The sequence below is a fragment of the Streptomyces sp. NPDC032822 genome (assembly GCF_055578825.1).
Window position 1 is genome coordinate 14,317 of the sequence record NZ_JBVIOL010000024.1, and the last position, 19,015, is coordinate 33,331.

General features: G+C 70.4%; 24 protein-coding genes. 6 read left to right on the forward strand and 18 right to left on the reverse strand.

All coding sequences use genetic code 11. The annotated features are described in order from the left end of the window. The first annotated feature begins 217 nt into the window (after positions 1–217). The gene (locus ACZ5VD_RS38700) at positions 218–406 is read left to right on the forward strand and encodes a hypothetical protein (protein WP_468553156.1); all 189 of its coding nucleotides are present in this window, start codon (positions 218–220) and stop codon (positions 404–406) included. Between the two features lie 57 nt (positions 407–463). Here ACZ5VD_RS38700 and ACZ5VD_RS38705 read toward each other — a convergent pair whose 3' ends face one another. Beyond that, complete coding sequence (locus ACZ5VD_RS38705; protein WP_468553157.1) at positions 464–1,306, reverse strand: winged helix-turn-helix domain-containing protein; 843 nt, start codon at positions 1,304–1,306, stop codon at positions 464–466. 265 nt (positions 1,307–1,571) lie between these two features. Here ACZ5VD_RS38705 and ACZ5VD_RS38710 point away from each other — a divergent pair, with 265 nt between their 5' ends. Beyond that, a complete protein-coding gene (locus ACZ5VD_RS38710) occupies positions 1,572–1,748 on the forward strand; it encodes a hypothetical protein (RefSeq protein ID WP_468553158.1) in 177 nt (58 codons plus the stop codon). Positions 1,749–1,979: 231 nt separating this feature from the next. Here ACZ5VD_RS38710 and ACZ5VD_RS38715 read toward each other — a convergent pair whose 3' ends face one another. The 3 genes from ACZ5VD_RS38715 to ACZ5VD_RS38725 all read right to left on the reverse strand — a co-directional run bounded on the left by ACZ5VD_RS38715 (position 1,980) and on the right by ACZ5VD_RS38725 (position 5,186). Beyond that, a complete protein-coding gene (locus ACZ5VD_RS38715; protein WP_468553159.1) occupies positions 1,980–3,320 on the reverse strand; it encodes a GNAT family N-acetyltransferase in 1,341 nt (446 codons plus the stop codon). Between the two features lie 193 nt (positions 3,321–3,513). Further along, on the reverse strand, positions 3,514–4,506 hold the full coding sequence (locus ACZ5VD_RS38720; RefSeq protein WP_468553235.1) for an asparaginase: 993 nt from the start codon (positions 4,504–4,506) through the stop codon (positions 3,514–3,516). 86 nt (positions 4,507–4,592) lie between these two features. Further along, a complete protein-coding gene (locus ACZ5VD_RS38725) occupies positions 4,593–5,186 on the reverse strand; it encodes an RsiG family protein (RefSeq protein WP_468553160.1) in 594 nt (197 codons plus the stop codon). 157 nt (positions 5,187–5,343) lie between these two features. Between ACZ5VD_RS38725 and dtd the strand changes: the two genes are divergently transcribed. Beyond that, positions 5,344–5,769: a D-aminoacyl-tRNA deacylase gene (gene dtd / locus ACZ5VD_RS38730; protein ID WP_468553161.1), complete on the forward strand. Its 426-nt coding sequence runs from the start codon at positions 5,344–5,346 to the stop codon at positions 5,767–5,769. Positions 5,770–5,782: 13 nt separating this feature from the next. Here dtd and ygfZ read toward each other — a convergent pair whose 3' ends face one another. The 6 genes from ygfZ to ACZ5VD_RS38760 all read right to left on the reverse strand — a co-directional run bounded on the left by ygfZ (position 5,783) and on the right by ACZ5VD_RS38760 (position 10,770). Next, positions 5,783–6,748 carry a CAF17-like 4Fe-4S cluster assembly/insertion protein YgfZ gene (gene ygfZ, locus ACZ5VD_RS38735; RefSeq protein ID WP_468685148.1) on the reverse strand — a complete coding sequence of 322 codons (966 nt, stop codon included), beginning with the start codon at positions 6,746–6,748 and terminating at the stop codon, positions 5,783–5,785. 10 nt (positions 6,749–6,758) lie between these two features. Beyond that, positions 6,759–7,214 (reverse strand): Fur family transcriptional regulator, encoded by a 456-nt coding sequence (locus tag ACZ5VD_RS38740; RefSeq protein WP_468685150.1) that lies wholly within the window; start codon positions 7,212–7,214, stop codon positions 6,759–6,761. A gap of 16 nt (positions 7,215–7,230) precedes the next feature. Next, positions 7,231–7,806, reverse strand: coding sequence for a heme-binding beta-barrel domain-containing protein (locus ACZ5VD_RS38745; RefSeq protein ID WP_468553164.1), 576 nt, complete (start codon positions 7,804–7,806; stop codon positions 7,231–7,233). 242 nt (positions 7,807–8,048) lie between these two features. Beyond that, positions 8,049–8,897 (reverse strand): hypothetical protein, encoded by an 849-nt coding sequence (locus tag ACZ5VD_RS38750; protein ID WP_468685199.1) that lies wholly within the window; start codon positions 8,895–8,897, stop codon positions 8,049–8,051. A gap of 254 nt (positions 8,898–9,151) precedes the next feature. After that, positions 9,152–9,994, reverse strand: coding sequence for a hypothetical protein (locus ACZ5VD_RS38755; RefSeq protein ID WP_468685152.1), 843 nt, complete (start codon positions 9,992–9,994; stop codon positions 9,152–9,154). Beyond that, on the reverse strand, positions 9,991–10,770 hold the full coding sequence (locus tag ACZ5VD_RS38760; RefSeq protein ID WP_468685154.1) for a hypothetical protein: 780 nt from the start codon (positions 10,768–10,770) through the stop codon (positions 9,991–9,993). The genes ACZ5VD_RS38755 and ACZ5VD_RS38760 overlap by 4 nt, the downstream gene beginning before the upstream one ends. Positions 10,771–10,873: 103 nt before the next feature. Between ACZ5VD_RS38760 and ACZ5VD_RS38765 the strand changes: the two genes are divergently transcribed. Next, a complete protein-coding gene (locus ACZ5VD_RS38765) occupies positions 10,874–11,236 on the forward strand; it encodes a DsrE family protein (RefSeq protein WP_468553167.1) in 363 nt (120 codons plus the stop codon). A gap of 172 nt (positions 11,237–11,408) precedes the next feature. On the opposite strand, the gene ACZ5VD_RS38770 is transcribed toward ACZ5VD_RS38765, so the two are convergent. The 8 genes from ACZ5VD_RS38770 to ACZ5VD_RS38805 all read right to left on the reverse strand — a co-directional run bounded on the left by ACZ5VD_RS38770 (position 11,409) and on the right by ACZ5VD_RS38805 (position 16,746). After that, on the reverse strand, positions 11,409–11,669 hold the full coding sequence (locus ACZ5VD_RS38770) for a DUF3099 domain-containing protein (RefSeq protein ID WP_468553168.1): 261 nt from the start codon (positions 11,667–11,669) through the stop codon (positions 11,409–11,411). A 104-nt stretch (positions 11,670–11,773) separates the two neighbouring features. Beyond that, entirely contained in the window at positions 11,774–12,061 is a 288-nt protein-coding gene (locus ACZ5VD_RS38775) for a DUF1416 domain-containing protein (RefSeq protein WP_004986406.1), read from the reverse strand. 62 nt (positions 12,062–12,123) lie between these two features. Next, on the reverse strand, positions 12,124–12,963 hold the full coding sequence (locus tag ACZ5VD_RS38780) for a sulfurtransferase (protein ID WP_468553169.1): 840 nt from the start codon (positions 12,961–12,963) through the stop codon (positions 12,124–12,126). 135 nt (positions 12,964–13,098) lie between these two features. After that, positions 13,099–13,179 carry a putative leader peptide gene (locus ACZ5VD_RS38785; protein WP_350310325.1) on the reverse strand — a complete coding sequence of 27 codons (81 nt, stop codon included), beginning with the start codon at positions 13,177–13,179 and terminating at the stop codon, positions 13,099–13,101. Between the two features lie 203 nt (positions 13,180–13,382). Further along, positions 13,383–14,120 carry an LmeA family phospholipid-binding protein gene (locus ACZ5VD_RS38790; RefSeq protein ID WP_468553170.1) on the reverse strand — a complete coding sequence of 246 codons (738 nt, stop codon included), beginning with the start codon at positions 14,118–14,120 and terminating at the stop codon, positions 13,383–13,385. Positions 14,121–14,296: 176 nt separating this feature from the next. Then, entirely contained in the window at positions 14,297–15,505 is a 1,209-nt protein-coding gene (locus tag ACZ5VD_RS38795; protein ID WP_468685155.1) for a hypothetical protein, read from the reverse strand. Between the two features lie 2 nt (positions 15,506–15,507). Then, positions 15,508–15,762 (reverse strand): MoaD/ThiS family protein, encoded by a 255-nt coding sequence (locus tag ACZ5VD_RS38800; protein WP_468553172.1) that lies wholly within the window; start codon positions 15,760–15,762, stop codon positions 15,508–15,510. Between the two features lie 102 nt (positions 15,763–15,864). Next, the gene (locus ACZ5VD_RS38805; RefSeq protein ID WP_468553173.1) at positions 15,865–16,746 is read right to left on the reverse strand and encodes an alpha/beta hydrolase; all 882 of its coding nucleotides are present in this window, start codon (positions 16,744–16,746) and stop codon (positions 15,865–15,867) included. Positions 16,747–16,963: 217 nt separating this feature from the next. Between ACZ5VD_RS38805 and ACZ5VD_RS38810 the strand changes: the two genes are divergently transcribed. Beyond that, a complete protein-coding gene (locus tag ACZ5VD_RS38810) occupies positions 16,964–17,752 on the forward strand; it encodes a response regulator transcription factor (protein ID WP_468553174.1) in 789 nt (262 codons plus the stop codon). Between the two features lie 105 nt (positions 17,753–17,857). After that, positions 17,858–18,880, forward strand: a complete 1,023-nt coding sequence (locus tag ACZ5VD_RS38815; RefSeq protein ID WP_468553175.1) for a LacI family DNA-binding transcriptional regulator — start codon at positions 17,858–17,860, stop codon at positions 18,878–18,880. Positions 18,881–19,015 lie beyond the last annotated feature (135 nt).

A 19,015-nucleotide genomic window follows, 5' to 3' on the forward strand; every position in this document is an offset into this window, starting at 1 on the left:
TGGGGACAACATAGTCAGAGTTGGTTGCCAACTTGGTTGAGTTGGCGGAAGTTTTGCCTCCCCATCGGCCGATACTCCACCACCCACCGGTCGGAACCCACCGATCGGAACCTCACCGGCCACCGCCCGTCACCACCCACCCGTCACCCACCGCCGCCCCACGAGCACCCCCCACCCCGCCCCTACCGCCTCCAGGAAGCCCGAAGGGGGAACCACCGTGCCCGTCATCGCCCTCATCGCCGCCGTGTTCGTCGTCGGCATCGAGCAGACCGTCCAGTGGAAGTACGGCGTCGCCGGCGTCGTCGGACTGCTGCTGCTCACCATAGGCATCAAGGCCAGGAACCCGGCCGTCAGCTCCACCGGAGCGGTCGTGCTCGCCCTGCTGGTCGCGAGGCCCGCCCTGTGACCGACCGGTGTTCTCGCAAGAGCGACCGGTACCCCGATCAACCCCTGTGGGAGACCATCAGCTCGTGAGCAGCAGCTCCGAACTGATGGTCTCCCACAGTGCGTTGAACCACAGGTGGGACTGCTCCACGAACGTCGTGTCGCGCAGGCGCGTGCCCTGGGCGAAGGCGAAGAGCATCGAGCGGGTGCCCTCGGCGTCGTACATCTCCAGCCGCTCGTGGTCGATCTCCTGCGCGCGGCGCGTCAGCGTGTAGTACGCGAAGAGCGCCTCCTCGCCGTTGAGCAGGTACAGCTTCACCGGCGGGGTGAACGGCAGGGCGCGGAAGGTCACGTGTACGTCGATGCCGTGGGTGGCGCGCAGGGCGAGCAGGTTGTGCTTCAGCACCTGGCCCTGGGCGTTGCGGTGGGCCAGCCAGTGTTCGTGGACCGGGGCTCCCTCGCCGTGGCCCGCGACCGGGACCGGGAAGGCGAGGTCGATGTGCCGGCTCGGCAGCAGGACGCGGACGTCGACCTTGGCCGGTTTCAGCTGTCCGGCGTGGATCTGCCGCAGCGGTTCGCCGATGGCGAGGGTGAGGGACACCGAGGTCAGACAGAGGGCGTCGATCTCGACGTGCGGGGCCGCGAAGGCGGCCGCGATCCGGGGGGCGAGGGCCACCGTGGTCGGCTGCGGCAGGCCCCCGGGACCGGCCGGCGTCCCGCCCAGCCCCAGGTCCGGAGCCACGGTCGCCGGGCTCCCCTTGGAAACGTTGGTCAGCAGGCGCTCCGACTGCAGGATGAACAGCGCCTGCCGTACGACCCCTCGCTCGACCTCGAACTCGTCGGCCAGCCTGGCCTGGGTGGGCATGCGCTGGCCCGGCCGCAGTGCCCCGGACCGGATCCGGGCACGCAACTCGTCAGCCACCTCGCGATGTGTCCTGTGTGGCTGTGGTGACCTCTGCCGACCGTTGACGGCGAGGTGTTCCTGGTCCACGACCAAACCCTACAACTTCTCGCCATCTTTGGGCAGTTCAAGTGAAGGTGGTTATGAGTCGCTTCCAAGTGGAGAGAACTACAGTGAAGTTGGTCACCAACTTGAGCAACATGGTCAAACTTCCGCAAGGTTGGCTATCAAGGTGACCGACAGGGACCACCGTTCCGCAAGGGACTGTCCCGCTGGGGGGACTGCCATGCCGCTCATCGCCCTCGTCATCGCCGGCCTCGCCGTCGGCTTCGAACAGCTCGTCCAGTGGAAGCTCGGCGCCATGGGCATCGTCGCCTTCGTCGCACTCACCGTCGGCGTCAAGGTCAAGAGCGTCGCGATCGGCGGCATCGGAGCGGTGATCCTCGTGATGCTGCTCGCCTAGTCCGCTGACCGGGCTCCCTTCCGGAGGGGAGCCGGGAGCCCGGTCGGTTCGCACAGCCACAACTGAACACGGGAAACACACCGGCACAGCCACAACTCAACAGCCCGCTACGGATATACCGCACAGCCACAACTCAACAGCTCGCTACGGACACCGCACAGCCACAACCGAACAGCCCGACAACCGAACAGCTCGACGTGACAGCTCAACAACCCAGTGCGAAAAGGAGGTTCAGAACATGTCCGGGCACCAAGGCCGCCTGGACGTACGCAGCAGGGCGTCGGCCGACCGGGCGGCGCCCGCTCGTACTTCCCGGACCCGGCCGAGGGCCGCCAGCCGCACCGCCGACTCGTCACCGAGCCACAGGGCCGACAGCTCCCCGACATCGAGGGCGAGTTCGGCGCTCTGCCCCGTCGGCGTACAGGACCCGCCCGTCGCCGATGCCTCCAGCCGGTACCGCCCGCCGGTCAGGCCGTCCCTGTCGGTCACCTCCAGAACCAGCGAGCCCTCCCCCTCGTACGTCCGCGCCTCCAGAGCCCGTACGACGTCCAGGATCCGCACCCACAGCCAGTCGCCCTGGGTGGTGGCCGTGGCCGCCCTCGGGTTGGGCAGGAGGAAGGGGAGCAGGTCGTCGGGGGCCCGCCAGCCGCTCTTCACCTTGGTGATCCAGTCGATGGAGCACAGGTAGCGCCACAGGGCGCGTTCGGCGGCCGGGGTCGCCGCGAGCAGCCAGGACACGGACACCGTGTCGTGCGGCTGCTTGCCGTCCCAGTTGTCGTCGGCCCGGTACGCGACCAGGCCCTCGACCTCGCCGGCCGCCGAGCGGTACACCGCGTGGAACGGCTCGGTCCACGACTTCTCGTACCGTACGGCCCCGGTGTTGACCTTCCACCACAGCTCGTCGCGGCTGACCGCGCCGGGCTGGGCGCGGCGCACCCGCTCGTGGAGTTCGGGGCCGAGCTTGCGGACGTCCTCGCCGTCCACGAGGTCGATACGGCCGCCGTCGTCGGGGCTGCCGGAGCGGCGGGGGTCGAGGCCGGTGCGCGGGACGTCGACCGTCCACTCCGTCATCCAGGTGGCGGGGCCGAAGCCGTAGCGGCCGTAGATCTGGTACTCGGCGGCGATCAGGGTGGCGACGACGTCACCGCGGTCCTTCGCCGCCGCCAGGTCCTGGGCCATCATCCGGGTGAGGAGGCCGCGGCGGCGGTGGGTGGCGGTGACGGTGACGGCCGACACGGCGTTGGCGGGGACGGTCGCCCCGCCGACGGTGGTGAGTTCCTGGTCGAAGGACTTGAAGCTCGCCACACAGCGGCCGTTCTCGAAGGCGCCGAGGTAGCGCCCGCCCAGGCCGAACTGGATACGGCGGGCTGCGAGTTCGAACTCGGAGGCGATCGGCTCGCGCAGGAAACCGGCGTTCACCGCGCGCAGCCACTCGGGGAAGTCGGCCTCGGTGACCGGGCGCACGTCGATGGCGTCCCTGGTGTCTCCGGCATCTCTGGCCTCGGCGGCGAAAGGGGACGCGGAGGCGTCGGAGGTCTCGCGGGCATCGGAGGCGGGGTGCGGGTGGCTCATGGAATCACGGTAGGCGTACGCCTGTACGGTGTCGCGGAATTAACCTCCCCGCCGCCTTTCCCTCTCCGCCTCTCCCCTCTCCTCCTGTCCCCCATCCCCGTCCTCCGGCCCCGTACTCCGGCCCCGTCCTCCGGCCCCGTACTCCGTCCCCCGTCCCCCGTCCCCCGTCCCCCGTCCCCCTCTCCCCTCTCGATCAGAACGCGGCCCGGATCTCCCCCACCTCACGGCTGCCGCCCGTCAGCGGTGCCCGCCCGATCCGTCCCACCACCGGCGAGTCCACGCCCATCAGCTCCAGCGCACGCCCCAGCACCGGCCCCAGCGCCCGTCCGCCGCCGTCCTCGACCTTGAAGGCGAGGGCACGGCCGTCCTCCAGCGCCACCGCCTGGACCGCCTCCGCGCCCATCTTCGACAGGGTGCCCGGGACCTCGCGCATCAGCCAGGTGTCGGGGCGGCGGGTGCCGGCGACGTACTCGGGGTGGGCGCGCATGGCGTCGGCGACACGGCGTTCGGCGGAACCGGGAGCGGCCAGGACGAAGCTGCGGAAGGCGCGGGCCAGGCCGGTCAGGCTGATCGCCATCAGGGGCGCCCCGCAGCCGTCCGTTCCGACGGCCGCGACCGGCTCGCCGGCCGCCTCCTCCACCACCTCGTGGATGATCCGCTGCAACGGATGCGCGGCCTCCAGATACGTCTCCAGCGGCCAGCCGCGCAGTTCGCTCGCCGCCAGCATCGCCGTGTGCTTGCCGGAGCAGTTCATGGTGACGCGGGAGCGCGCCGCGCCCGACGCCAGGTACGTCTCCCGCTCCTCCGCGTCCAGCGGCAGATCCGGCGGGCACTGGAGCAGGGCCTCGCTCAGCCCGTGCTCGTCCAGCATCTTCTGGACCAGGTCGCGGTGGAAGGGTTCCCCGGAGTGGCTGGCCGCGGCCAGCGCCAGCCGCTCGCCCGCGAGATCCAGGCCCGCCCGCAGGACGCCCGCCGCCTGCATCGGCTTGTTGGAGGAGCGCGGGAAGACCGGGACGCTCACGTCACCGAGCGCCAGCTCCACGGACCCGTCCGCGGCCAGCAGGACCAGACTGCCCCGGTGCCGCCCCTCGACGAACCCGGAACGCACGACCTCGGCGAGGACGGGCGGTGCCGCGGACATCGCGGTCGTCGCGGATGTCGCAGCCCCCGCGGATATCGCGGACATCGAGGAGTCGGACATGGCGGTGGCCTTCCGGTGAGGGGTGACCCGCCCGGGCGGCGGGCCCCGGGATCGCCGGTACGGCAGCCGCCTCAGGTGAGCAGGTCGTCGACTTGTGCTTCCCCTTCACGGTACCTGCGGGCGATCTCCGCGCTGCAGTCGTCGGTCGTGCGCTGCAGCCGCTGCCGGCGCCGGGACACCTGCTGCTCGTACCGCACCAGGCGGCCCATCGCGGTGTTCAGCTCCAGGTCGGTCCGGGCCCCCAGGTCCGACAGCTCGACCTCGGCGAGCATCTCCGCGGCCAGCAGCCGGTACTCCTCGCTGTGCGGGGTGCCCAGGGTCACATGGCGGGCGGAGGAGCGGTGCCGGGCCGGGGCGTCGGTCAGGATCTCCGGGAGCCGGTCGACCATGGACACCTCCCCCAGGGCCATGACGGAGGCCACTCCCGCGGGAGACCGTCGGAGCAGTTCGGCGCGCAGGATGTCGATACGGCCCTGGAGCAGTCGTCTCACATAGCTGAGGTCGGCCTCGTCCCGCTGGGCGTCCCGGCGCAGGGCGCGCAGTTCGGGAAGGCTCGGGACGGACAGGTCGGGCGCGGGCGGGTCAGCGGGCAGCAGCGGGCTGTCCGTGCGCTGCACGGGCGGCCGCTGGGTACCCAGCCGCCCCCCGGTACTCGGTGTGCTCATGTGCCTCTACCGTCCCCTCGACCGGCTTGTGGGAGCATCGTGCCACCCCAAGTGGCCGCTATGTGACCGAGTGCCCCCGATCGGCCCCAGATGGACGGTTAAGGATCAAAAATGAGGCCCGTGCAGAGCACTGCCGGCCGCCCGGCATGATGGTCGTATGCGTGCAGTGGTGCAGAGGGTGGACGGCGCGAGCGTCGTCGTGGAAGGCGAGACGGTCGGGGCGATCGAGGGCGAGGGACTGTGCGTCCTCGTCGGCGTGACGCACGAGGACACCAAGGAGAAGGCGGCCGGGCTGGCCCGCAAACTCTGGTCGATCCGCATGCTGGCCGACGAGAGGTCGTGCAGCGACATCGACGCCCCGCTCCTCGTCATCAGCCAGTTCACCCTCTACGGCGACGCCCGCAAGGGCCGCCGCCCCACCTGGAACGCGGCGGCCCCGGGCGACGTGGCCGAGCCGCTCGTCGACGAGGTGGTCGCCCAGCTGCGCTCCCTGGGCGCGACGGTCCACACGGGCCGCTTCGGCGCGCAGATGCGGGTGTCCCTGACGAACGACGGCCCGTTCACCGTGCTCATCGAGATGTAGGACCCGCCGCGGTCTACGGCTCTACGACGACTTCCTGGGCCGCGGCCGTGGAGTCGGCCAGCAGCCGCGCGTCCAGCGGCACGTTCCGCTTCACCAGGGCCAGCGCGACCGGGCCCAGCTCGTGGTGGCGTACGGACGTCGTGATGAAGCCGATCTTGCGGCCCTCGGGGCCCTCGTCCGCGAGCCGGATCTCCGTACCGGCGGCCGGCAGGTGGACCTCGCTGCCGTCGAGGTGCAGGAAGACCAGCCGGCGGGGCGGCTTGCCCAGGTTCTGCACCCGGGCGACGGTCTCCTGCCCGCGGTAGCAGCCCTTCTGGAGGTGCACCGCGTTGCCGATCCAGCCCAGCTCGTGCGGGATGGTGCGGTGGTCGGTCTCGAAGCCGAGGCGGGGGCGGTGCTGCTCGACGCGCAGCGCCTCGTAGGCCAGCAGCCCGGCCGCGGGGCCGGTCTTCTCGGCGTACGGCTCCAGGTCCGCGCGCGGGAGGAAGAGATCACGGCCGTACGCCGTCTCGCGGACGACGACGCCCTCGGGGACCGCGGCGATGGAACCGGCCGGCAGGTGGACGACGGCGATGTCGGCGGTGCGGTCGGCGACCTCGGCCCGGTAGAAGAACTTCATCGACTCCAGGTAGGCGACCAGCGCCTCCTGGGTGCCGGGCTCGACGTGGATCCAGGTGGTCGTGCCGTCGTCGACGAGGTACAGCGCGTGCTCGATGTGGCCGTGCGCGGAGAGGATCAGCGCCTCGGTGGCCTGGCCCGTGGGGAGGTCGCTGACGTGCTGGGTGAGCAGCAGGTGCAGCCAGCTCAGCCGGTCCTCGCCGGTGACGGTGACGACCCCGCGGTGCGAGAGGTCGACGAAACCGGTGCCGCCGGCGAGGGCGCGCTGTTCACGGAACAGGTCGCCGTAGTGGGCGGCGACGCCTTCGTCCACACCTTCGGCGGAGACTGCGCCGGACAGGGACAGCAGGGGGCTCTTCATATGGCTAAGCCTACGACTCGGTAGTTGAATTTTTGAGTGTGCAGTCCTCGCACCGGCCGAAGATCGCGAAGTGCTTCATGTCGGTCTCGAAGCCGAAGGTGTCGCGCAGTTTCGCGGTGAACTCGGCGGCGACCGAGATGTCGGCCTCGATGACGTTGGTGCAGTCCCGGCACACCAGGTGGATGTGGTGGTGCCGGTCGGCCAGGTGGTACGTGGGCGCGCCGTGCCCGAGGTGGGCGTGGCTGACCAGCCCGAGCTCCTCCAGGAGCTCCAGGGTCCGGTACACGGTGGAAATGTTGACCCCCGACGCCGTCTTCCTCACTTCCACGAGGATGTCGTCGGGGGTCGCGTGCTCAAGGGTGTCCACGGCTTCCAGGACAAGCTGGCGCTGAGGCGTCAGCCGGTAGCCGCGCTGGCGCAGATCGCTCTTCCAGTCAGTGCCTTCGGTGCTTTCGGTACTCACCACACCAGAGAGTCTAGGACTACTTGAAGAACGCGATGCCGTCGTCCGGCATGTCGTCGGGGAGGGCCTTGGCCCAGCGCTCGACGTCCTCCGGGGTGACGACCTTCTTCAGGTGGGCCGACATGTAGGGGCGCAGCTCGACCTCGGGGGTCTGCTTCTCGCCGACCCACATGAGGTCGCTGTGGACGTAGCCGTAGAGACGCTTGCCGCCGGTGTAGGGGCCGGAGGCGGCGGTGCGTGCGACCGCGTCCGTGACGATGTCGATCTGCGGCTTCTGCTTGGCCAGCTCGCCGTACCAGACCTCGACGACACCGTCGTCGCGGACCATGGTGACCTCGACCTTGCGGTCGGCGTCGATCCGCCAGAAACCGGACTCGGACTCCAGCGGCCTGACCTTGTTGCCGTCGTTGTCGAGGACCCAGGTGTGGGAGTGGTACTCCAGGAAGTCCCTGCCGTCGTGCGTGAAGGTGACCTCCTGTCCGAAGTTGCACTTCTCGGAACCGGGGAAGTCGTGCACGCCCGCGCCGGCCCAGTTGCCGAGCAGGAAGACGAGCGGGACGAGGTCCTTGTGGAGGTCGGACGGGATCTCGATCATGAGCAGCAGTTCCTAGCAGCAGTTCCTACGTGGGTCAGCGCTGGCCCTGGTACAGCTTCTTCACCGTCAGCCCGGCGAAGGCGAGCACGCCGACGCAGACCAGGACCAGCAGGGCTTCGAAGAAAACCTCAAGCACGGGGTGCTCCTCGCACGATCATGAGACAGCGGTACACGGGGAAAGCCGGGCCCCAGCTTACGCGGCCGGGGCCCGGCTCTCTCCGTGAGGTACACCCTCCCGGGCATCACCCCAGAAGCTGGCTCTGCAGGGTCACCGTCTGCTGGAACGGAACGGCCTTCGCCCCGCCCTTCCGGGACTGGACGATCACGGCGAGGACGTCACCGGCGGCCAGGTACGCCTGCCGCACCTGTTCGGCGCCGTACGGCTCCGCCTCCGTGTACACCGAGTACTGGACCTGCTCAACCTTGGCCGACTCCGGGAAGTCCTCGTCGAAGACCAGGGAGTTGGTGTCGCGCAGGATATGGGTCGGGCTGTTGTACGGAGCGACGTCGGTGGTGAACGCCTCGTCCACGACGGCCGCGGTGTCGAAGTGCAGGAGGTAGATCCCCGTGTGCGTGCCGTCCTCCGTGGTCCAGCCGCGGGCCGCGATGTGACGCAGTCCGTCGTCCACGAGCTCCTGTCCGAACGCCTCGCGGTCGTCCTCGGCGTACTCCGCGAGGAAGTCCTTCGTCGCCAGCCAGCCGTCGTCGCCGCGCAGCGCCTTGTCCTGCGTCGCCCCCGCGGGGGCGGGCAGCACGAGGGCCCGCAGGTCGGCGTAGTGCGCCCCGGCCTTGTTCGCCTCGGCGAACGGCCCAGGACTCCCCGACGGCAGCGGCGGCTTCGTCAGCTCCGGGTAGTCCCAGCGCCCGTCCGACTCCGTCGCCAGTCCCGGTACGTCCGTCCGCTCCATCCGCGTGATCCCGTACGCGGCCGACGCCCCCACCACGGCGAACACCACGACGGCGGCGGTCCACCGCGCCACGGCCCGCAGGACCCGACGGTCCTTGAGGGCCGCCTGGGGCACCGGTGCCTGGAGGGGCGGGCCCTCGGGGAGCGGGGGCAGCGGGGGCAGGAGGGTCTGCGGCTGGTCCACGGAGACGGGGGCGGGGACGAGCGTGGGAGTGGGGACGGGGGTGGTGAGGTGGGGCTCGGGGACGGCCGACGGCTCCGGGGTGATCTCCGACTCGGGGGCGACCGGCGGCTCGGGGGCGGTGACGGGCCCGTCGGCAGCCACCCGCTCGGGGGCGGGCGTCGGCTCGGGGGCGGTTGTCGGCTCGGAGACAGCTGTCGGTTCCGGCTCAGGCTCCCGGTCCTGCGACGGGCGGTCCGTGGTCTGTGGCTGCTCGGTCATACCGACTCCCCCGGTTCGGCTATGCGGTCGAGCTGCTCGCTCAGGAGCATCGCGACGCCCTTGGTGTCGAGTGGCCTGGCGCCGTCCGCGGTGGCGGTGACCAGGACATCGCCCTGGTAGGCGGAGCAGTACATGCCGTCGAGGTCCGCGTCGTCGTCCTCCGGCAGGAGGAAGCACTCGGCGTTCTTGTGGCCCTTGACCTCGGGGCCCTTGCGGAAGATGTCCAGGGCGTCGAGGAACTCGTTCTGGAACGTGGACTCCTCCCGGACGGCCGCCCGGGACTCCAGCTGCACCAGCACGACGCTCACCTCGTAGATGCCCTCGTTCTCGCTGAGGGAGTCGGCCTCGCCGCTGAGGTAGCTGCGCATCGCCATGCCCTTGACGCGCTGCTTGTCGATCTCCTTCTCCAGCTGCCTGCGCTGGCTGCGGGGCAGGTCGCTCAGCGACTCCTTGCGCAGGGCGGTCGCCTGGGCGCCGCTGAGCGACGCGTCGGAGCCGAACTCACCGAGGTCGGGGCCACGGGTCCAGCCGTCGGTGCCGTACGGCACGAGGACGCCGGCGAGCCCCTTGGCGGCGGGTGCCTTCGCGTCCTCGGCCGTGGTCTTCGGGAACTTCCAGACGGGGGCGCCGGCGTCACGGTCGGCGTCCCGCACGGTCACCGCCGTGTAGCCGACCCCGGCGACGACGGCGGCGGCCAGCACGAGGGACCCGGCCAGGGCGGCGACAAGGCCACGCCGGACGGGCTTCCTGACGGGCGACGGCGGCACGGCCTCGACGGGGCCGGCCTCGATGGGAACGGCCTCGACGGGACCGACCTGTTCGTTCTGGTTGTCGGTCACAGCCGCTCCATCTGGCGCTTCGCGAGGTCCATGATCTTCTTCTTGCCGATCGGCTTGGAGTCGTAGATCCAGATCTCCATGGCGATGTCACCGCGCCAGGCGTGCGCCTCCGCGCTGTAGAGCGGCAGGTAGCCGGCCTTGTTCTCGGGCTCGTTGTGGACGAACGCCATGCCGCTCCCGGTACCGGGGACGGTCCAGCTCTCGGTGGAGTCCTCGGCGTCCGCGAAGTACAGGTTGCCCTCCGACCGGTCGGCGGCCGCGGGCGACTCCTCCTGGCGGTACTGGATCAGCCGGATCTCCTGCAGGGTCGTACCGGACTTCCAGCCGGTGACGGCCCCCCGGCGGAACTCGTCGCCGACGAGGTTGCCGAAGATGTCGCCCGGCGACTTGTACAGGTCGGCGTAGTCGACCAGGTCCAGCCAGCCGTCGTCGCCGGACAGCCAGTCCGCGTCCTTCGTGCCGCTCGGCTTCTTCAGCAGCAGCTTGCGCAGGTCGCCGTCGGTCCTCACCCGGCGGTCCTGCGCGCCGGACAGCGGTTCGGGCCCCTCGCCCTTCGCCTGCGGCAGGCTCTGCTGCGACAGCGAGGGCAGCCGCGTCGGCTCACGGTCGGCCTGGACGAGATAGCCGGCGCAGGCGCCGGCGACCAGGCCGAGGACGGCCGCGCCGGCGATCAGCAGCGTGGTGCGGCCACGGCGGCGAGGCCGGGACGGTGACGGAGGAGCAACCGGGACGACCGGGACAACCGGTGCGTCGGCTACCGCTTCGGGTACTTCCAAGACGTTCCCCCCACAGAACATGAACAGCGCATTCCGTATGCGCGCGGAGAGGAGACTCCTGGTCAGAGTGCGCGGTTGTAAGGGAGTTGATTACGATTCGGCCATGGCGAAGAAGCTAGTGATCAAGGTGACGGCGGGCGCGGACTCCCCCGAGCGGTGCTCACAGGCGTTCACGGTGGCGGCGGTGGCCGTGGCCAGTGGCGTGGACGTCTCCCTCTGGCTGACCGGCGAGTCCGCGTGGTTCGCGCTGCCGGGCCGGGCGGCCGAGTTCGACCTCCCGCACGCGGCCCCGCTCCCCGACCTCCTCGACTCGGTGATCGCCGCCGGCCGCGTCACCCTCTGCACCCAGTGCGCGGCCCGCCGGGACATCACGGAGAAGGACGTCATCGAGGGCGTACGCATCGCGGGCGCCCAGGTGTTCGTCCAGGAGGCCCTGGGGGACGAGACACAGGCGCTCGTCTACTGAGACACCGACGACCCGCGGCACGGCGTCTCAGCCCGTCCGGCGTTCAAGGACGAGGCCGTTCAGGGCGAGGAGGCCTGAGGCATGGCCCCCGGTGGAGTCACCGATGGAGCCTCGGTGGAGCCCGCACCGACGTCGGTCGGCACCGTAGCGGCGGACCACCAGGACCCGGCGTCTACGGCCGTCGCTTCTTGCCGTCCAGTTCGTCCCACCAGTCGTCGGACTTCGGGTCGCCGGAGGGGTCGTCCCACCAGCGGTCGTCGGGGCCTCGGCGGTTGGCGACCATGGCGGCGACCGGGGGGATCAGCATGGCGACGACGCACATGCCGACGGCGACGGGGACGGACCACAGGCGTACGACGGACCAGGCCAGGACGAAGAGGCCGATGCAGGTCGCCATCATGGCGAAGTAGAGGTGCCGGCGCCGGGCGTACATGCTTCCAGGGTAGGTCCGCGCACGCCGAAGGGCCGCACCCCGTGTCGTCGGGGTGCGGCCCTTCAGCCGTCAGGCTGCGCGTCGCGCTGTACTGCCGCCCTGTGTCAGACCGCGATCGCGACCTCGGCCAGACCGCCCTGCTGGGCGACGACCGTGCGGTCGGCGGTGCCCCCGGGGACGAGCGCTCGGACGGTCCAGGTGCCCTCGGCCGCGTAGAAGCGGAACTGGCCCGTCGCGGAGGTCGGGACCTCCGCCGTGAACTCGCCCGTCGAGTCCAGCAGACGTACGTAGCCCGTCACCGGCTCGCCGTCGCGGGTCACCTGACCCTGGATCGTGGTCTCACCGGGCTTGATCGTCGAGGCGTCCGGGCCGCCGGCCTTCGCTCCACACATGTCTTTCTCCATCAAGAGGTCTGACCGGAAGGAAGGCCGGTCGGGGTGTACGAGGTGTTCGCTTACTTGTTGGCGCCGAGCTCGATCGGCACGCCGACCAGGGAGCCGTACTCGGTCCAGGAGCCGTCGTAGTTCTTGACGTTCTCCACGCCGAGCAGCTCGTGCAGGACGAACCAGGTGAGCGCGGAACGCTCACCGATGCGGCAGTAGGCGATGGTGTCCTTGGCCAGGTCCACCTGCTCGTCGGCGTAGAGCTCCTTGAGCTCGTCGTCCGACTTGAAGGTGCCGTCGTCGTTGGCGTTCTTCGACCACGGGATGTTGCGCGCGGACGGGACGTGGCCCGGACGCTGCGACTGCTCCTGCGGGAGGTGGGCCGGCGCGAGCAGCTTGCCGCTGAACTCGTCGGGCGAGCGGACGTCGACCAGGTTCTGCGCGCCGATCGCGGCGACCACGTCGTCACGGAAGGCGCGGATGGCCGTGTTCTGCGGCTTGGCCTGGTAGGAGGTCTCGGCGCGGGCGGGGACCTCCTCGACCAGCTCGCGGGCGTCCAGTTCCCACTTCTTGCGACCGCCGTCGAGAAGCTTGACGTTCTCGTGGCCGTACAGCTTGAAGTACCAGTAGGCGTACGACGCGAACCAGTTGTTGTTGCCGCCGTAGAGGATCACCAGCGTGTCGTTGGCGATGCCCTTCGCGGAGAGGAGCTTCTCGAAGCCCTCCTGGTCGACGAAGTCACGACGGACCGGGTCCTGGAGGTCCTTGGTCCAGTCGATGCGGATCGCGTTGCGGATGTGGTTCTTCTCGTAGGCGGACGTGTCCTCGTCCACCTCGACGATGGCGATGCTGGTGTCGTCCAGGTGGTCCTGGACCCAGTCGGCGTCGACCAGGACGTCGCTGCGGCTCATGCTCTTTCTCCTCCGGGGCAGTTACGGCGGGCTGTGCAAGGTGAAGTGGTGCGCGTGCAGGCCGTCGGGGCGCGTACGCGCACGGATACCCAGGGCAGGGCGGCGGGGATACGGAAGCCTGCTGCGGGCTTCCGCTCAGAAAGTGCGACAGAGCATGGCGGCGACGCGGCACAGGTCTACTGCCCGCCGCTTCGTGAGATCCGCCTGACGCTTCATGGGCTCGATCGTAGGGACGGACAGCGCCGCGTGTCACCGGTGTGTCGTATTTTGAGACGCGATCGTCCGGGATGTGAGATAACGACGGCGCCCGGGCCGTGTTCCCACGGTTCCCGGGCGCCTGTAGTCGTCGTCACATCTGCTGTACGGACGCCGCCGTCTCGCCCCTCGGACAGCGGCGGTCGGTGTGGCCCGTGCCGGTCCTACCCCGCCAGCCGGACGTTCGAACCCTTCACCGTGATCTCCACACCGGTCTTCGCCGCCTGCACCGTGTCGAGCTTGATGCCGCCGGGCAGTCCCTCGATCTTCTGCTCGAAGTCGGTGACCGACCGGGCCCGGCTCTCGGCCAGGTCGACGCCGGCGAACGACGGCAGGTTGTCGGCGTGCACCTTCACCGTGTCGCCCTCGGCGGTGACCGTGCTGAGGACGGAGACCGGCTCCGGCAGCTTGGTGCCGAGCACCGTCGCCTCGACCTCGACCTTCACCTTGCCGTTGCCGCCGTCGGAGAGGCCGACGACCTCGGCGGTGACGCCGGGGGCGATCTGGGTCGGCTCGGACTTGGCGGTCTTCAGCAGCTCGGCGTACGTCACGGACGCGGTGCCGGTCGCCGTGGTCGCGGTGGCGGAGCTGTAGTCGCCGGAGAACGCGACGCCCTTCATGCTCGCCTTGAGGTCGTCGATGAGGATCTTGCCACCGCTGGTCCCGGTGTCGGCCTCGTAGTCGTCGATGCCGACCTCGACGTCGTCCAGCCGGCCGCCGACGACCTGGGTGAGGAACGGGAAGCCCTTGATGGCGACGTCGGGGGTGGCCGCCAGGCCCTCGGTGGTCTTCAGCTTGTCCGCCACCTCGTCCTCCGCGAAGTTCACCGCGAGACGGTCGGCCAGCACGAACAGGCCGCCGAGGATCACGACGAGGATCAGAAGTATTCGCAGTGCGCGCATGCGGTGTCCCCCACGACAGCGTTCGGGCGACGGTCGGTCGACCGATGACGGTTGCCGGTTGGCCGTTGCCAGTTGATGGTTGCGGTTGACGGACGGGTGGCCGCCGAGCGTGAGAGTAACCCCGGGTCGGTCAGGGAACGGCAAATTGTCGATCACCTGTGACAGGGCCCGCAGGCTCAGCCCAGCGCCCGCCCCAACACGTAGACCGCCGGTGCCGCAGCCGCCAGCGGCAGGGCCACACCCGCCGTGAAGTGCACGAACCTCGACGGGTAGTCGTAGCTCGCCACCCGGTGGCCGATCAGCGCGCACACCGCCGCGCCCGCGCCGAGCAGCGCGCCCTTCGCGCCGGTCCCGGTCATCCCGCCGACGGCGATGCCCGCGCCCGCCGCGGCGAGCAGGGCGACGACCACGGAGGCCGGGGTCGGCAGCGGCAGCGCGCGGGCCAGGACGGCGACCGCCACCGCGGCCGCGCCGACCGTCACCGCGTCCGGGTCGGCCGCGAGGTGGCCGGCCGCGAGGATCGCCAGGGCCGCCGAGGCCACCCCCGCCATCAGGCCGTACATCCGCTCGTCCGCGTCGGCGTGCGAGCGCAGCTGGAGGACCAGGGAGAGCAGGACCCAGACGCCGAGCGTGCCGAGGATCGCGGCGGGCCCGTTCTCACGGCCGGCCACGAGCAGCACGGTGTCCGCGACCAGCGCCCCGAGGAACGCCAGCGCGATGCCCTGCCGGGCGGGCCACATGCCGTTGAGCCGGAACCAGCCCGCCGCGGTGACGGCCTGGAGGACGACGAGGGGAACGAGGAGGGCGTACGAGCCGACGGCCGCCGTACCGGAGAGGAGCAGGCCGAGCAGCGCGGTGAGCGCGGCGGGCTGCATGCCCGGTTCGATGATCGGGGAGCGGCCTTCGAGGCGGGCCCGCTGGGCGTCGGTGATCCGGGCGTTGCCGGCGACGGTGGTGGGACCGTAACCGGCCGGGGACGGCTCCTGGGCCTGAGCCTGAGCGGGCATCGGAGCCGGGGAAGGCATCGGGGCCCGCGCCGGCATCGGGGTCTGCGGGGGCATCGGGGCCTGCGGGGGTGCCTGCCGGGGTGCCCCATAGGCGTCATAGCCGTCGTACGAGGCCTGCGCCGGCGCCTGTTGCGGCAGATACGCCGTCTCGGCCGACGAGGGCTGCGGCTGCCCGGGCTGCACCGTCTGGTGCACCTGCGTCTCCCAGGTCTGCCCCTGCCACTGCTGGGTGTACTGCTGGGCGGCCTGCGGGTCCTCGTACGGCTGCTGCTGCCCGGGCCACGGCTGTTGCTGCGGGGGCGCCTGCTGCTGATACGGGTCGTACCCCTCGTACCCCTGCTGGTAAGGGGTACCGCCCTCATACGGCTGGTTGCTCATCGTCATCCTCCTGCGAACGGCGGGAGCACCTCGACCGTGCCGCCGTCGGCCAGCCGTACCGTCTCATGTCCGCGGGTGCCCACGGGGTCACCGTCGACGAGGAACGAGCATCGCTGCAGGACGCGCACGAGTTCACCGGGGTGTCGCCCGCGCACGGCGTCGAGTGCCTCGGCGAGGGTGACCGCGTCGAACGGCTCCTCGGCGATCCCGGCCGCGGCCTTCGCGGCGGCCCAGTAGCGCACCGTGACCTTTGGCATCTGCTTCCTCTGTCGATTGACGGTGGACACCGCTCAGGTTAGGCCCTGTCGTCACCTGCCCGTCGTCCGCACGCGAGGCAGACGGGCATGTGACGACAGGGCCTAGCTCGCCTGTGAAAGGGCCCAGTCCCCGATGCGGGCCAGGAGTTCGTCGGTGGAGGCGTGTTCCGCGTGGCCCATACCGGGCTCCAGCCAGAGTTCACCCTGGTCACCGGCGGCGCGGGCCAGCATGCGGGGGTGGTCGAGGGGGAAGTAGCCGTCCCGGTCGCCGTGCACGATCAGGAGGGGGGTCGGGGCGATCCGTGCCACCGCCTCCACCGGGGACAGCGGGACCGGGCTCCACTCACGGTGGTGGATGCGGGTGCGGAGGCCGTAGCGGCTCACCAGCCGGCCCCCGGGGCGTGTTACCAGCCAGTGCACGCGGCGCATAGGGGCCGTGCCGCGGTAGTACCAGCGGGCGGGAGCGCTCACCGAAACCACCGCGTCCGTCGCCGCTTCCGTGCGCCCCTCGCGCTTCGCCCCGGCGGATTCCGGGGAGCCGTACAGCGCCGCGTGCCGCAGCACCACCGAGCCGCCCATGGAAAAGCCGACGGTCGCCACCCGCGTATGGCCGAAAGTACGTGCCCATTCCACCGCGGCGGCGAGGTCCAGCACCTCCTTGTCGCCGACGGTGGACCGGCCGCCGGAGGCTCCGTGGCCGCGGAAGGAGAACGTGACCACGGCCCCGTACTGGGCGAACGCGCGCACGATCCGGCGTATGTGGGGGCGGTCCGCGTCGCCGGTGAATCCGTGTCCGATCACGAACACCAGGTCACGGGAGGGTGGCCTTCCGGCGTCGTATACAACCGCTCCCGGGTCGTATACGGAATCGATGGAAATCCCGTCGGCGGTGCGCAGAAACGTCCGTATAGGTGTGCGTCTGCTCGTCTCGGAGTGCGGACGAATGGTGGAACGCGCCACATGACCTGCCGGACCAGTGCTCATGTGGGCTATTCTGCTGGGCAGAGGACTCGGGCACCGTAGCCCCCGGGTCCTTTTGTGCTTTCGGGAGCGCCGTATACGAAGCGGGAAACCACAGGTGACCGCGGGTGATACCGGATCTCAAGATCGCCGAGCAATTCCGCAGTGCCGTAGTTCGCAGTAACCGTAGTAACCGCAGTGCCGCAAACGTCCTCGCAGGGACCGAGGAGGAACCAGACGTATGAGTTCGCTGCTGCTCCTGACCAATGCCCTCCAGCCGTCGACGGAGGTGCTTCCTGCTCTTGGCCTGTTGCTGCACAACGTGCGCGTGGCACCGGCGGAAGGCCCCGCTCTCGTCGACACCCCCGGTGCCGACGTCATCCTCATCGACGGGCGCCGTGACCTCCCGCAGGTCCGCAGCCTGTGCCAGCTGCTGCGTTCGACCGGGCCCGGCTGTCCGCTCATCCTCGTCGTCACCGAGGGCGGCCTCGCGGCCGTCACCGCCGACTGGGGCATCGACGACGTACTGCTCGACACCGCCGGCCCGGCGGAGGTCGAGGCCCGGCTGCGCCTGGCGATGGGCCGCCAGCAGATCGTCAACGACGACTCCCCCATGGAGATCCGCAACGGCGACCTGTCGGTCGACGAGGCGACCTACTCGGCCAAGCTCAAGGGCCGCGTCCTCGACCTCACCTTCAAGGAGTTCGAGCTCCTGAAGTACCTCGCCCAGCACCCGGGCCGCGTCTTCACCCGCGCCCAGCTGCTCCAGGAGGTCTGGGGCTACGACTACTTCGGCGGCACCCGCACGGTCGACGTGCACGTACGACGGCTGCGCGCCAAGCTCGGGCCCGAGCACGAGTCGCTGATCGGAACCGTCCGCAACGTCGGTTATCGATTCGTTACCCCCGAAAAGGGTGACCGCACCTCGGACGAGGCGAAGGCCAAGGCGGCCCAGGCCGCCCAGGCAAAGCCGGAGGATGCGGACGAGGCGGTCGCGCTGGACGGTACGGAGATCTCCGCGGAGGCATGACGGACGTCCGGGCGGGGCACCGCTTCCACACGGGTGCGCCGCTTCCGCTCAGGGAGCCTGCCGTACGCCCTGCCCAGAGCGGGTCCATCCGCGTAGACTCCGCGCGTGGCCAAGGTAACCAGGGATGATGTGGCGCGGCTGGCGGGGACGTCCACTGCCGTCGTCAGCTATGTCATCAACAACGGACCCCGGCCGGTTGCCCCGGCCACGCGCGAGCGTGTCCTCGCCGCGATCAAGGAACTGGGGTACCGACCGGACCGGGTCGCCCAGGCGATGGCGTCCCGGCGCACGGATCTCATAGGCCTGATCGTGCCGGACGCACGCCAGCCCTTCTTCGGGGAGATGGCGCACGCGGTCGAACAGGCCGCGTCCGAGCGCGGAAAAATGGTGCTGGTCGGCAACTCCGACTACATCGGCGAGCGCGAGGTCCACTATCTGCGCGCCTTCCTCGGCATGCGGGTCTCCGGCCTGATCCTCGTCAGCCACGCGCTGAACGACAACGCCGCCGCCGAGATCGACGCCTGGGACGCCCGCGTGGTGCTCCTGCACGAACGTCCGGAGGCCATCGACGACGTCGCCGTCGTCACGGACGACCTGGGCGGCGCCCATCTCGCCGTCACCCATCTGCTGGAGCACGGCTACGAGTACGTCGCCTGTATGGGCGGCACCGCGGAGACCCCCTCGGTCGGCGACCCGGTCTCCGACCACGTCGAGGGCTGGCGGCGCGCGATGGACGAGGCCGGGATCTCCACCGAGGACCGGCTCTTCGAGGCCCCGTACAACCGCTACGACGCGTACCGCATAGCGCTCGGCATCCTCTCCGGGCCCCGGCGCCCGCCCGCGGTCTTCTGCTCCACCGACGACCAGGCCATCGGTGTCCTGCGCGCGGCGCGCGAGCTGCGCATCGACGTGCCGGGCGAGCTGGCGGTCATCGGCTTCGACGACATCAAGGAAGCCGCCCTCACCGACCCGCCCATGACCACGGTCGCCTCGGACCGCTCCGCGATGGCCCGGGCCGCCGTGGACCTCGTCCTCGACGACGGGCTGCGGGTGGCGGGATCCCGGCGGGAACGCCTGAAGGTGTTCCCGTCCCGGCTGGTGACCCGGCGGTCCTGCGGCTGCGAGTGAGGGCCCCGAAGCTTTTGTGAGGAATCTCTGAGAGACCTCGCCAAGCTGCGAGAACCGTCTTTATATCGGGCGAACGAGGTTCTGGTGGGCTTCTCAGGGAGCACTCAGCCAGCTCTCATGGTCGGCCGACAGGCT

Coding starts and splice junctions, on each gene's coding strand:
- ygfZ (WP_468685148.1), bottom strand. CDS start 6,748: ATGAAGAGCCCCCTGCTGTCCCTGTCCGGCGCAGTCTCCGCCGAAGGT.
- ACZ5VD_RS38780 (WP_468553169.1), bottom strand. CDS start 12,963: ATGAGCCGCAGCGACGTCCTGGTCGACGCCGACTGGGTCCAGGACCAC.
- ACZ5VD_RS38790 (WP_468553170.1), bottom strand. CDS start 14,120: ATGCGCGCACTGCGAATACTTCTGATCCTCGTCGTGATCCTCGGCGGC.
- ACZ5VD_RS38795 (WP_468685155.1), bottom strand. CDS start 15,505: ATGAGCAACCAGCCGTATGAGGGCGGTACCCCTTACCAGCAGGGGTAC.
- ACZ5VD_RS38710 (WP_468553158.1), top strand. CDS start 1,572: ATGCCGCTCATCGCCCTCGTCATCGCCGGCCTCGCCGTCGGCTTCGAA.
- ACZ5VD_RS38725 (WP_468553160.1), bottom strand. CDS start 5,186: ATGAGCACACCGAGTACCGGGGGGCGGCTGGGTACCCAGCGGCCGCCC.
- ACZ5VD_RS38810 (WP_468553174.1), top strand. CDS start 16,964: ATGAGTTCGCTGCTGCTCCTGACCAATGCCCTCCAGCCGTCGACGGAG.
- ACZ5VD_RS38800 (WP_468553172.1), bottom strand. CDS start 15,762: ATGCCAAAGGTCACGGTGCGCTACTGGGCCGCCGCGAAGGCCGCGGCC.
- ACZ5VD_RS38765 (WP_468553167.1), top strand. CDS start 10,874: ATGGCGAAGAAGCTAGTGATCAAGGTGACGGCGGGCGCGGACTCCCCC.
- ACZ5VD_RS38715 (WP_468553159.1), bottom strand. CDS start 3,320: ATGAGCCACCCGCACCCCGCCTCCGATGCCCGCGAGACCTCCGACGCC.
- dtd (WP_468553161.1), top strand. CDS start 5,344: ATGCGTGCAGTGGTGCAGAGGGTGGACGGCGCGAGCGTCGTCGTGGAA.
- ACZ5VD_RS38720 (WP_468553235.1), bottom strand. CDS start 4,506: ATGTCCGCGATATCCGCGGGGGCTGCGACATCCGCGACGACCGCGATG.
- ACZ5VD_RS38745 (WP_468553164.1), bottom strand. CDS start 7,806: ATGATCGAGATCCCGTCCGACCTCCACAAGGACCTCGTCCCGCTCGTC.
- ACZ5VD_RS38770 (WP_468553168.1), bottom strand. CDS start 11,669: ATGTACGCCCGGCGCCGGCACCTCTACTTCGCCATGATGGCGACCTGC.
- ACZ5VD_RS38775 (WP_004986406.1), bottom strand. CDS start 12,061: ATGTGTGGAGCGAAGGCCGGCGGCCCGGACGCCTCGACGATCAAGCCC.
- ACZ5VD_RS38785 (WP_350310325.1), bottom strand. CDS start 13,179: ATGAAGCGTCAGGCGGATCTCACGAAGCGGCGGGCAGTAGACCTGTGC.
- ACZ5VD_RS38805 (WP_468553173.1), bottom strand. CDS start 16,746: ATGAGCACTGGTCCGGCAGGTCATGTGGCGCGTTCCACCATTCGTCCG.